This window comes from Sinorhizobium sp. CB7, from assembly GCF_041357635.1.
GTDB lineage: Bacteria > Pseudomonadota > Alphaproteobacteria > Rhizobiales > Rhizobiaceae > Rhizobium.
In genome coordinates, this window is the sequence record NZ_JAULLL010000001.1 from 19,910 (window position 1) to 32,043 (window position 12,134).

The 12,134-nt window shown below is 58.9% G+C and carries 12 protein-coding genes; 10 read left to right on the forward strand and 2 right to left on the reverse strand.

Annotated features, from left to right (window positions below):
• Window positions 1-388 precede the first annotated feature (388 nt).
• The 8 genes from AAE029_RS00120 to AAE029_RS00155 all read left to right on the forward strand — a co-directional run bounded on the left by AAE029_RS00120 (window position 389) and on the right by AAE029_RS00155 (window position 8,480).
• The gene (locus AAE029_RS00120) at window positions 389-2,791 is read left to right on the forward strand and encodes an FdhF/YdeP family oxidoreductase (protein WP_371070753.1); all 2,403 of its coding nucleotides are present in this window, start codon (window positions 389-391) and stop codon (window positions 2,789-2,791) included.
• A gap of 86 nt (window positions 2,792-2,877) precedes the next feature.
• Window positions 2,878-3,420, forward strand: coding sequence for a cytochrome c (locus AAE029_RS00125; RefSeq protein ID WP_371071513.1), 543 nt, complete (start codon window positions 2,878-2,880; stop codon window positions 3,418-3,420).
• Complete coding sequence (gene coxB / locus AAE029_RS00130; RefSeq protein ID WP_371070754.1) at window positions 3,417-4,403, forward strand: cytochrome c oxidase subunit II; 987 nt, start codon at window positions 3,417-3,419, stop codon at window positions 4,401-4,403. Before AAE029_RS00125 ends, coxB begins: the two co-directional genes overlap by 4 nt.
• A gap of 23 nt (window positions 4,404-4,426) precedes the next feature.
• Window positions 4,427-6,310 (forward strand): cytochrome c oxidase subunit I, encoded by a 1,884-nt coding sequence (ctaD, locus tag AAE029_RS00135; RefSeq protein ID WP_371071514.1) that lies wholly within the window; start codon window positions 4,427-4,429, stop codon window positions 6,308-6,310.
• Window positions 6,307-6,909 (forward strand): heme-copper oxidase subunit III, encoded by a 603-nt coding sequence (locus AAE029_RS00140; protein WP_371070755.1) that lies wholly within the window; start codon window positions 6,307-6,309, stop codon window positions 6,907-6,909. The genes ctaD and AAE029_RS00140 overlap by 4 nt, the downstream gene beginning before the upstream one ends.
• A complete protein-coding gene (locus AAE029_RS00145) occupies window positions 6,906-7,214 on the forward strand; it encodes a hypothetical protein (RefSeq protein ID WP_371070756.1) in 309 nt (102 codons plus the stop codon). Before AAE029_RS00140 ends, AAE029_RS00145 begins: the two co-directional genes overlap by 4 nt.
• Window positions 7,202-8,095, forward strand: coding sequence for a cytochrome c oxidase assembly protein (locus tag AAE029_RS00150; protein WP_371070757.1), 894 nt, complete (start codon window positions 7,202-7,204; stop codon window positions 8,093-8,095). The genes AAE029_RS00145 and AAE029_RS00150 overlap by 13 nt, the downstream gene beginning before the upstream one ends.
• On the forward strand, window positions 8,070-8,480 hold the full coding sequence (locus AAE029_RS00155) for a cytochrome c family protein (protein WP_371070758.1): 411 nt from the start codon (window positions 8,070-8,072) through the stop codon (window positions 8,478-8,480). The genes AAE029_RS00150 and AAE029_RS00155 overlap by 26 nt, the downstream gene beginning before the upstream one ends.
• 106 nt (window positions 8,481-8,586) lie before the next feature.
• Here AAE029_RS00155 and AAE029_RS00160 read toward each other — a convergent pair whose 3' ends face one another.
• Entirely contained in the window at window positions 8,587-9,495 is a 909-nt protein-coding gene (locus tag AAE029_RS00160; protein ID WP_371071515.1) for a c-type cytochrome, read from the reverse strand.
• Window positions 9,496-9,556: 61 nt separating this feature from the next.
• Here AAE029_RS00160 and AAE029_RS00165 point away from each other — a divergent pair, with 61 nt between their 5' ends.
• The gene (locus AAE029_RS00165) at window positions 9,557-9,853 is read left to right on the forward strand and encodes a hypothetical protein (protein WP_371070759.1); all 297 of its coding nucleotides are present in this window, start codon (window positions 9,557-9,559) and stop codon (window positions 9,851-9,853) included.
• 526 nt (window positions 9,854-10,379) lie between these two features.
• Here AAE029_RS00165 and AAE029_RS00170 read toward each other — a convergent pair.
• Window positions 10,380-10,796: a hypothetical protein gene (locus AAE029_RS00170; protein ID WP_371070760.1), complete on the reverse strand. Its 417-nt coding sequence runs from the start codon at window positions 10,794-10,796 to the stop codon at window positions 10,380-10,382.
• Between the two features lie 253 nt (window positions 10,797-11,049).
• On the opposite strand from AAE029_RS00170, the gene AAE029_RS00175 reads away from it, so the two are divergent.
• Window positions 11,050-11,931, forward strand: coding sequence for an MBL fold metallo-hydrolase (locus AAE029_RS00175; RefSeq protein ID WP_371070761.1), 882 nt, complete (start codon window positions 11,050-11,052; stop codon window positions 11,929-11,931).
• Window positions 11,932-12,134: the final 203 nt, after the last annotated feature.

Genomic DNA, 12,134 nt, shown 5'->3' on the forward strand with positions numbered 1-12,134 from the left:
CCGCCTAACCGAATGTCAGACGCAAAGTTCCTGTAGCGGCGCCATGATCCCCGAAATGAATTGCGTCGGCGAGTTCGTCATCCCCGTGCGGGCCGCCAGAGGAAGCCGACTGCGTTGCCGTTCGATTTCTTGTCGGAGGGAGCTGTCCAGACCCATTGCTTTTCGCGCCAGCCTCCTTGAATTTATATCGGATCACGACAGATACGAGCGTAGGGCACGTGATAAGCCCCGAGTTGTCACTCATGGCCGAACAAGACGGCTTCCGAAATCTCAGGCCAAGAACTTCAGAAAACTGACGACATGACTATTCGGCGATTTCTTCGTCGAGAGGCTTTACATGAACCGGAAGGCCGGTTCCGCGTTATCCGCAAAACAGGCGGACAATCCCATGACATCAAGTAGACATCAAAACCCAACGGAAGGAGTTCGCGGCGGACCCGCCGGGGGATGGAGTTCGGCGAGGTCGGTCGGCAAGGTGCTCCTGCGCGAGCATGTCCCCTTATCCGGTCCCTCTCTCTTGGCCCACCAGAACAAGCCGGATGGATACATGTGCGTCAGCTGCGCATGGGCCAAACCCGCCAAGACGCACCCGCTGGAATTCTGTGAGAACGGAGCTAAGGCCACGGCTTGGGAGATCACCAATCGCCGCGCCGACCGTCCTTTCTTCGAAGCTCATACGCTATCCGAGCTCGAGGGTTGGAGTGACCATGACCTTGAAGAGCAGGGACGCCTGACGCATCCCATGCGCTGGGATCCCAATTCCGACAAATATCAGCCGGTGAGCTGGGCCGTCGCTTTCGAGGAAATCGGCCGCGAATTGCGCGCCATGACACCCGAAACGGTGGAATTCTACACGTCAGGCCGCGCCTCGCTCGAAGCTTCCTATATGTACCAGCTTTTCGCACGGATCTTCGGCAGCAACAATCTTCCTGATTCATCCAACATGTGCCACGAGAGCTCTTCGGTTGCTCTGCCGGAAAGCATCGGCGCATCCGTCGGAACGGCGATCCTCTCAGATTTCGAGAACTGCGACTGTATCTTTTATATGGCCCAGAATGTAGCGACCTCGGCGCCGCGGATGCTTCATGATCTCCAGGACGCAGTCGATCGCGGCGTGAAGATCGTGACCTTCAATCCGCTTCGCGAGCCGGGGCTGGAAAGATTCGTCAATCCTCAGGCACCGAGCCAGATGCTGACCGGTAGGGAGACAAAGATCTCCTCCAACTACTATCAAGTTCGCAACGGCGGGGATGTCGCCGCCCTGTTCGGGATCTGCAAGGCGCTCATCGAGGCTGACGATATCCTTCGCAGCGCCCATATCAGCAAGGTTTCTGGAAATGACGCAGAGCCGGAAAATCCATCGGACGCCGCTACGGTCGCCTTCGCAGCCTCGATTGCGGCCGCGGACAAGAAACATGTTCTCGATCACGATTTCATTGCCGAGCATACAAAGGGCTTTGAGACATTCGCACAGGCGGCGCGAGGACACAAATGGGATGAACTGGAGCGTGTGTCGGGACTAAGCCGTCAACAGATGATGGAAGCGGCTGGCATCTATGCTAACGCCAATGCGGTCCTCATGGTTTATGGGATGGGTTTGACCCAGCATCTGATGGGCGTTGAGAACGTCCATATGGTCGTCAATCTCGCCCTTCTGCGAGGCAATATCGGAAAACCGGGCGCCAATATCTGCGCGGTCAGGGGGCACTCGAACGTCCAAGGTCAGCGCACGGTCGGCATCACCGAAAAGCCCGGGCTGGTGCCGCTCGACAAACTGGCCGAGCTTTATCATTTCGAGCCGCCACGCTGGCAGGGTCACACGACAGTCGATAGCTGTCAGGCGATCATCGAGGGAAAAACGCAGGCCTTTATCAGCCTTGGAGGAAATTTCCTCAGAGCGGCGCCGGAAACGGTTGCGATGGAAGCCGCGTGGCGCAAGCTCCGTCTCACGGTGCAGATCGCCACCAAGCTCAATCGCAGCCATCTGATCCATGGGCAGGTTGCCTATCTGCTTCCCTGCCTGGGCCGTATCGAGATCGACCAGCAGGCAACCGGCCCACAGGCCGTCTCCATGGAAAGTTCGGTTGCCCATTTTCATGGTTCGCGCGGGAGGGCGAAGCCGGCAAGTGCGGAACTCCTGTCGGAGCCGGCGATCATTGCCGGAATGGCAAAGGCAACCCTGACCAGGGGCAGCGTGCCCTGGGACAGCTGGGTCGACGACTACTCGCAGATTCGCGAGGCGATCGAGCAAACCCATCCGGAAACATTCAAGGATTTGAACAAGCGGATGTTTTCGCCAGGCGGCATACCGCGTCCCTTGCCGGCCAGAGAGAGGAAATGGGTCACGACCAGCGGCAAGGCGAATTTCATAACTCCAGACCGCCTGTTTCCGGAGTTTCCCGCCGATGCCATGAGCGAGGGCGTTCTCCATCTGGCAACCTTTCGGTCGAACGATCAGTTCAATACGACCATCTACGGATACAATGACCGCTACCGCGGGATCGACGGGACCCGGAAGGTCCTGTTCATGAATGCTGCCGATATCGGGCGGCTCGGCTTTGCAGCCGGAGACGTGGTGGACTTGATCACGGCGATCGATCCGCAAACGCCGCGGACCGTACGTGGCTTGAAGATCGTCGCCTACAACATTCCGACGGGATGTTGCGGCGCCTATTACCCGGAGACCAACCCGCTGTTTCCGCTGAATCACCATAGCCCACAGGCAAAAACGCCATCCTATAAGCTCCTGCCGGTTCGTCTCGCCCGATCGAGCCAGATGCATGTCACCTGAAAAGCGTCGGGAGGGATGGACCGATGTCGCCGACTGGCTCAGGTAAAGGTTCCACGCTGGTCCCCCTGATCGGCTCCGTCGCAGTAATGGTCGGCGCCGCGGCCGTCATCGGTCTTTCACGCCAGCCCCGCCAATATCGCACCGATCCGCCGGTCTCAGCGGCTCTCGAGGAACTGAGATTGATGCCGAACGGCATCGGCGGCGCTCCGCCGGAAGTCTATTTCGCGCTCGATATGCCTTACGAAAGGACTGCCTATGACCTCGGCCAAGGCAAGCGCCTCTACTCGTGGTTCGGCTGCCCGTCCTGTCATGGCGACGGGCAAGGTGGTAAAGGGCCATCCTTTCTGGACGGATGGTGGCTCTACGGACCTTCGATGGTCTCCATCGCCGCTTCTATTCGCGACGGGCGCCCCCATGGGATGCCGGCATTCGGCGGCAGGATGACCATCGATCAGATCTGGCAGCTCGCAGGTTATGTCAAAGCCATGGGAGCCTATTCGCCAAGGACGACAGCGCCAAGCAGAAACGACGACCGCCACACCCGGCCGGCGGAAAATCGGGCGCCGGCTTCGATCCTCTTCGAGGAGGGACCGGTTCCTCTTCATCCGGAGCAGGGGCCTTCGCCTTGAGCAGAGCCTCGATCCTGTTCCCGGTCCTGATCGCGCTGTTCGGATGCAGCAGCAGCCAGTCCGTGCTGAATGCACAAGGCCAATCCGCCATTCTCCTCAAAGATCTCATTCTATGGATCGTTGCGATCTGCGCGGCTGTCTGGATCGCCGTGATGGTCGCCCTCATCTGGCCTCTTGTCCGTCGCAGGCAGGGCGTCGATGCTGAAGTCTTGGATCGAAGAATGCGGCTCGCGGTTTCAGGAGCCGTCGCTCTCACAGTGTGCATTATCACCGGCATGACAATCATGAGCTTCTATGCGACACGCGGCCTCGACCAGGCCCAGGACGCCGACCTGACGGTCCATGTCCGCGCCCAGCAATGGTGGTGGCAGTTCATCTATGTGAATCCGGACCAGGCGCCGTCTTTCCAGACCGCCAACGAGCTCCATATTCCTGTCGGAAAAAACGTGCGGGTGCGGCTTGAAAGCACCGATGTCATTCATTCCTTCTGGGTGCCGAGCCTTGCGGGCAAACAGGATCTGATCCCTGGGCGAATGAATACGCTCGTCTTTCGTGCGGAGCGGCCGGGCGTCTATCGGGGTCAATGCGCCGAATTCTGCGGTCTCCAGCACAGTCACATGGCTTTTTTCGTCATCGCGGAGGACGAGGAAAGCTACCTGGAATGGGCGGATGCGCAGCGCAAAGCGGGGTTAGAGCCACAGGACCCGGACGCGGTCGCAGGCAAGGCGGTATTCATGACGAGACAATGTGCGGCCTGTCACACGATCCGTGGTACCGAAGCCTCCGGCACGACCGGTCCCGACCTTACCCATATCGGCAGCCGTCGGACAATTGCAGCAGGACTGCTGGAGAACACGCGTGGTTCGATCTCCGCATGGATTGCTGACCCGCAAACGCTCAAGCCCGGAAACAACATGCCTCTCGTTGCGCTCTCCGGTGACGAATTGCGGCAGCTTTCGGCTTATATGGAAAGTCTTAAATGACGATCGAGCAGAGATCGAGAGCGATGGATGTCGATCTGGACGATGCGGGACTTGACCGGCAACTGGCGCGGACATGGTCCTCCCGGCGAGGTTTCTGGGGCGCCGTCGCGACGGTCGATCACAAGGTGATTGCGCGACGCTATATTATCACGGCGTTTGTATTTTTCATTCTCGGCGGCGTTCTCGCGATTGCAATGCGCCTTCAGCTGGCGCAGCCGGAATCGCGCTTCATAGGCCCTGATCGCTATAACCAGGTTTTCACGATGCACGGCTCGAACATGATGTTCCTGTTCGCGGTGCCGGTGATGGAGGCGATGGCCGTCTATCTTGTGCCTTTGATGGTTGGCACGCGAAACATCGCCTTTCCGCGGCTGAACGCTTTCTCCTATTGGATATTTCTGGCCGGCGGCCTGTTGCTTTGGGTTTCCTTTGTGCTCGACACGGCGCCGGATGTCGGCTGGTTCGCCTATGTGCCACTCTCGGGACCCGAATATGGTTCCGGCAAGCGTGCAGATCTTTGGGCCCAGATGATCACTTTCACCGAATTGTCGGCCCTGGCGGTCGCAGTCGAGATCGTGGTGACCGTCTTCAAGCAGCGCGCGCCGGGCATGTCGCTCGACCGGATACCTCTCCTGGTCTGGTCCATGCTGGTCATGGCCTTCCTCGTCATCATGGCGATGCCGGCGATCATGGTGGCCAGCTCGACCCTCATCATGGATCGCCTTGTGGAGACACAGTTCTACAATCCGGCAGAGGGCGGTGATGCGCTTTTGTGGCAGCACCTGTTCTGGTTCTTCGGTCATCCGGAGGTTTACATCATATTCCTGCCAGCAGTCGGCATGGTTTCGACGATCCTTCCGACCTTCGTCCAGCGTCCGGTCTTCGGCTATCTGCCGCTGGTGATGGCGCTGATCGCCACGGGCGTGCTGTCCTTCGGGCTATGGGTGCATCACATGTTTGTGGTCGGGCTGCCACGGCTCGGAGAAAGCTTCTTTACCGCTTCCAGCATGTCGATCGCGGTTCCGGCGGGCATTCAGATCTTCTGCTGGCTTGCAACGTTGTGGGCGGGGCGGCCAATATTCAAGACGCCTCTTTTGTTCGTCATCGGCTTCATTGTCACATTTGTGATTGGCGGCCTCACGGGGGTCATGGTCGCCTCGGTTCCATTCGACACACAGGTGCATGACACTTATTTCGTCGTGGCACATTTTCATTACGTGCTGATCGGCGGGGCCGTCTTCCCGCTGGTGGGGGCCGTCTACTATTGGTTTCCCAAAATGACGGGGAAGATGATGAGCGAAAGGCTGGGCCGGTGGGCATTTTGGCTCATCTTCTCCGGCTTTCACCTCACGTTCTTCCCGATGCACATCCTTGGCCTGCTGGGCATGCCGCGGCGCATCTACACCTATCAACCGGATCTGCCCTGGAGCGGCCTCAACCTTTTTGTCAGCCTGAGTGCGCTCATTCTGGCGTCCGGCTTTGTTGTTTTCTTCGTCGACGCCGTTCGCAGTTGGCGCTCCGGGCAGGCTGCAGGGCAAAATCCGTGGAATGCTGCGACGCTCGAATGGGCGACGTGCTCGCCGCCACCTCCATACAACTTCCGCCGGATTCCGGTCGTTGGTGCCTCTGATCCACTCTGGTCGGAGGAGGATGCCCTCCCGGTGGCGTCGGGGCTGCGAACCGATCGCCGCGAAATCTTGATCACGAGCGTTGTCGAGGCCTTGCCGGAGGCGCGCGAGTCATCGCCGCGGGACTCGGTCTGGCCGTTCTGGGCAGCCTTGGCGACGTCAGCGATGCTCATCTGGTCCATCTTTTCGCCATGGGCTGTGGTGTGGGGCCCGATCCCCATCGCGATCGCCTTGATCGGATGGTTCTGGCCAAAGGGTGAGGCGGAGGACGAGTCATGAAGGAACGTATGGTCCTCGACGTTTCAAAACTGCCCTTGCACGGCATGGGGATCAAAAGTCCGACCTGGTGGGGCACCTGTGCCTTCATGCTCATCGAAGGAACGGGCTTTGCCTTGGCGATCGCCGTTTATTTCTACCTGATGAGCCTTGCACCGCATTGGCCGATCGACGCGCCTCCTCCGGATCTGGCGGCGGGAGCGATACTGACGGTGCTGCTGATTGGGAGCGTCGTGCCGAACATGCTGCTGGTTCACTGGGCACAGCAGCGAAACCTGAAGCGCGTAAGGATAGGGCTGATCGTGATGTCGCTCCTGGGAGCCGCGCCCTTGGTGATACGCATTTTCGAGTTTTCCGCCTTGCACGTGCGCTGGGACGAAAGTGCCTATGGCTCCATTGTCTGGACAATGCTCGGGCTACACACAACGCATCTCATCACCGATCTGATAGACACGGTCGTCCTGGCCTGCCTGATGTTCTCCCGCCATGGCGACAACACCCGTCGCTATGGTGATGTGGAAGATAACGGCCTTTATTGGAACTTTGTCGTCCTCACCTGGCTTCCAATATATGCCTGCATCTATTGGGTACCACGGCTATGAAACCTGATGCGACCAAATCTGGCGGATTGTTTGTCGCGCCGGCCATTTGGGCAATCAACACGCAGCTCGGTCTGATGCTTCCCTATGCCGATTGCGGCTCGGCGACGTACGGCTCGATTATCTCCACATTCACCGCATTCCTCATGGCAGCCGCCTCCGCATCGATCTCCTTCCGAGGTCACGCCCATGCATCGCGTACAAGCCTGTTCATCATGCGGCTGAGTGTTCTTGTCGGGCTGGCATTCGCATTCGCACTTATACTTCAGGGGGCGGCAACGCTGCTGATAAGCCCATGCGAACACTAAGTGTCATCATGCTGCTTTTGATGAGCGTGGATCAAGCGGCGGCGCACGAAGCAAGGCTGCATATCGGCGTCTCCCCATGGACCTTCGATCCCTGGATTGTCGTACCCATTGCCATTGCCGGCGCTCTTTTCGCCATTGGTTCGATGAGGCTGTTGCCACGGTTGAACAATCACCGCTTTCTTGTCCACTCCGGCATCGCCTATTGGACGGGATGGCTCGTGCTCGTGGCAGCGCTGATCTCGCCCCTGCACTTTTTGGGCGAGCATCTGTTCACGTTTCATATGATCGAGCATGAGCTCGTCATGGCCGTTTCCGCTCCTTTGCTTGTGGTGGCACGTCCAATCGCGGTGCTGCTCTGGGGCCTGCCGCGGTCGATGCGACAGCTGGTGCACAGAACCATGAAAACGGCGTTCGTCGCCAGGACATGGGCAACCGTCAGCGCCGCGTCCACCGCAACGATCCTGCATGGAGTTGCAATATGGGCCTGGCATGCGCCAGTCCTGTTCGATGCAACGGTGACAGACATCCTGCTTCACCGCCTGCAGCACCTGAGCTTCTTCCTGACGGCGGTTGTGTTCTGGTGGGCGATGATCTGGCGAAGCGATCGGGGTGTGGCAGCCTGGCACCTGTTTCTTACCATGCTTCATACCAGTCTTCTCGGCGCTTTGATCGCATTGTCTCCCGAGGTCGCCTACGTTTCCCAGACGCACGCTGCGCCCGACTGGCATCTGACGCCGCTTGAGGATCAGCAATTGGCCGGGCTTGTGATGTGGGTGCCGGGAGGCATCATCTATGCCGGTGCTGCGCTGTTGATGCTGACCCTGTGGATTGCCCACTCGAGCAGGGGAGGTCTCCATGCAAGCCGCTATCCCGCGCCTTAGAATTTCAGCCAGTCTGTTGCTTGCAACTTTGGCCTTGCTGGTCGGGGTCGGAACGAGTGTCCTCAAGGACAGACAGCAGCGCCACGCGGTGGCGATAGCGATGACAGGCGGTGATCCATCATTGGCGCCGGCGATCTTCCGCAGATATGGATGCGGAGGATGCCACATGATCGCGGGAATTCCAGGTGCGGACGGGAAGGTCGGCCCACCACTCGTCAATCTACGTCAGCGGGTCTATGTCGGCGGAGTGATCAACAATACGCCGCAGAACCTCATCGGCTGGATCGTCTCGCCGCAACATTTCTCACCGAAGACCGCCATGCCGCCAACGGGAATTTCCGAACAGGAGGCGCGGCATCTGGCGGCCTATCTCTACGCGCAGTGATGCTGAAGCCTGTCGCGTGAAGGTAGGCTCACGCGATAGGCTTCAGCTTGTTGTTTTCATGCATGTCGTTGCCGCAAAACCGCTGCGCACTTTTGCGCGACATGCATTAAGGGTGCGGCGTTGGCCGAGGCGGAAGCAACTTGATGTAGCGCGCCACAGCGTCGCGATCGCTTTGCGGCAGCAATGCGAAATTTGCCACGACATCCGCCATTGATGACCCGACGCGACCGTGCTGCGGCGTCGCACCGGTCTTCAGCATCGTTGCGATTTCCGCCTCGGACCAGTCGCCTATGCCAGCGGGCGTGATGTTGGGAACGAAGCCCGACCCCTCGGGATCCGGTCCTCCCGCAAAACGTGTCCCGCGTCTTATAGCGCCAAACAGATTACGGGTCGAATGGCACTCGGCGCAATGTCCGAGCGTCTCAACCAGATAGGCGCCGCGATCGTGAACGGGATCGCCGTTGAGGGCGGCCTCGGACCGTCCCTCGTCGAAGAACAACAGCTTCCACAGGCCGAGGAGCCGCCGAAAGCGAAACAGCAGCGGCAGATCGTGCGGCGGGGGTCGACCGGAAACGGCCGGCAATGTCCGCAGATAGGCATAGAGATCCTCGATGTCTTCGAGGCGCATTGCGGTATAGCTGGGATAGGGAAAGGCCGGATAGTAGTGCCGGCCCGCGGGAGATATCCCGGAGATCAGCGCATTTGCCAGGTCGATGGCAGACCATTTGCCTATTCCGTCGACGGGGTCGGGCGAGATATTTGGGACCCTCATCGTTCCAAAAGGTGATTCAAGCGCCAGCCCTCCGCCGAGTTTCAGCCTGTCAGGCTGGCCAGGCGTCGCGTGACAGGAGGCGCAGTCTGCGGCAGCGAAGACGAGTTGGCCACGGGCCGCATCGCCTGCCCGCAATGCAGCGCTACTGCTTTCATATCGCGGAAAAGGCTGGGTGACATACCAGAAGGTCAAGATCAACAGGCAAGCCACGGCGAATGCAATCAGCCAAACGCGTTTTTGCAAAACCAGGCCAAAATGGTGAAGTACGGTTGCCAGAAAATCGCGGTCGGATGAAAGCAGGTTCATGGTGCCTTCCGATCGATGGCGGCGTTCGCAAACGAAGTCGGCGGTGTTTTCAATACGGCAAATTTCTCAAATCGAACATAAGGTGGCACTGCAAGAGCAGTTTTCCTGGCAGCGTGCTATGATGGCGTTAGTGAAAGCGCGGCAGGTCGGGAAGCGAAGCAAATTCACGTTCGACGATCTCAGCCAGGGCTACAATTATTTCCTTGCGGCTAAAGCCGGCCACTTCGTACTGCTCGATGACGACGAGAAGTTCGAGGTCCAGTTCCTGACGGCAGCAATCGACGCGCTCGCGTGATACAAGAAGAAATTCTTCAGGGGTCATTTTTACGCTCCACCCATTTTTACCGGACTCGCGGGCACCTTGCGGTTTCGGCTTTAGTTCCATCCGGACTCACGCCTGTCGAATGCCTCTTATGATGATCAATCATGCCTTTCCCGGATGCAGGACCTATCCCCCGAACTATCGGCAGCGAAGAAAGTTTCATGTCGGACGAAGGACTCTGTAAGCGGATGCCTTGTCACAGGCGGTCGATGTATGCCGATCCACGGCATCCAGGTCGTCATGGCTCGGCAATGGCGTGCGCGGCTGTGATCGGTCGTGCCTGTCGTGCATCCAAGTGAGGCGATCTCGTGTCACATCCCATAAAAAATCCCGCAGGCTGCGGGAAACGATACGTCATCAAGATTAAGGTGGACCGTCGCTCCGCTGCTAAACCTGGAGGGCATCATGGAGCCACGGTGGTGTCAGCCGTGACTAATGCGGCGGTCCGAGACCATAACGCTCTTACGACGGGATTTGTTCCCTTGAGTTCAGCCTGCGTTTAACGCGTCGCTCCCCACATATAGGCGAGCGCAGCGACGACGCCGAGCACAACCAGAGGCCTTTGCCGGATCCAGTTCTCGATGTCGCGTGTAAACTCGCTCTCATCCGCCTTGGCCATCTCTGAGCGCGGGCCCTTAATCTCGGCACGGTTGAGCCGCCGCGCACGGAGGGCATCGTCGACAAGCGGGTACTCCTCGTCGAGCGTCTGAAGATCCGGCTGAACTTTTACCTGTTCAGCCGCCCGGGCGTCGGCTCTTCCGGACGGAATCGCAGTATGTGTCATGGAAACGGGATCGGACGCAGGAAAGGTGTCTTCAAGTCCCTTATCTAGTTCGTCCTTTGAAGGACGGTTGCTCCGGGCGGCCTGCTCGCGTTTCATCGACTGGACGGCCGGTGATTCATGTGGTCGCGGCATGTTGGGAATCCTCCTTTTCCTTGCAATAATCCTGAACGTCACCGGAAGTTCCATCGGCCGCGATCGTTCAACATCCACAAAGCCCAGCGGTTTTCTTCGAGAGTATTGACGATCGTCCACTGCCGCGTGGAACCATGTGCGCACGGGCTATTTTGACGCCAGCACAATCTTCCAAAAAAGTGGAACGGCACCTGCGAATAAGGAACTTTGAAATCGCATCGAAGTTTGCTGCATGTCGTTCAAGGAGACTGCCATGACCGTTCAGCTCGCGCTCTCAGATGAGGATTTGGCCGAAACCACAGAGGCCGGTTCCGAAACACTGGTGTTTGCACCGGATCTTGCCTATCGCCGGTTTTCGATCGTCAATGCGATCTTTTACGGTGCCCCGGCGCAGGGCCGTCACTGGGTGCTGATCGACACCGGCCTTCCGACATCGGCCAACGCTATTATCGAGTCCGCGACGCACCGTTTCGGGCGGGATATGCGTCCTTTGGCGATTATCGTGACCCACGGTCATTTCGACCATGCGGGATCACTGGAGACTTTGGTGCGGCGCTGGGACGTGCCGGTCTATGCGCATCCTCTGGAGTTTCCGTATCTCAATGGCCAAGCCTCATATCCACCTGCCGATCCTTTCGTCGGCGGCGGCGCGATGGCGCTTCTGTCGCCGCTTTTCCCACGCTCACCGATCGACGTCAGTCCATGGCTCGAAGCGCTTCCGCCTGATCAAACGGTGCCTGGGATGCCGGACTGGAGATGGCTGCATACGCCGGGGCACGCGCCCGGTCATATCTCGCTTTGGCATGAAAGCGACCGGACGCTGATCGCTGGCGATGCCATCATCACGACAGGGCAGGAGTCGATCTACGAGGTCATTACGCAGAAGCCGGAGATGCACGGTCCGCCGCGTTACCTGACTCCGGACTGGGAAGAGGCCGAGCGATCCGTCGCTTTGTTGGCCGCGCTGGAGCCCGATCTCGTCATAACCGGGCACGGCAGGCCGGTGAAAGGGCCTCACATGGGCGCACAACTTCATCGGCTCGCCAAGGACTTCCGATCGATCGCCGTTCCGGAAGGCCAGCATTACAACCTTAACGCAGCCAAGCCTGATAAGAACAACAGTGCCCACAGGTAATGGCTGTGATGCGGGACAGGGTGATTGCAGTGCCAATTTGGCTCGTCGGCAATTGCCGGAGCAACGCGGAAACACGACCGATTTGTGTGAGGCGCCGGCGGTACGTCAAAGCAGCTACTAGGTGTGTCCTTGCTGAGCAACCGGCGAGATCAAACCCGCTCGGCATCGGCTGCCTTCGCGAAGCCGCCTAGGCCACTGGCGGG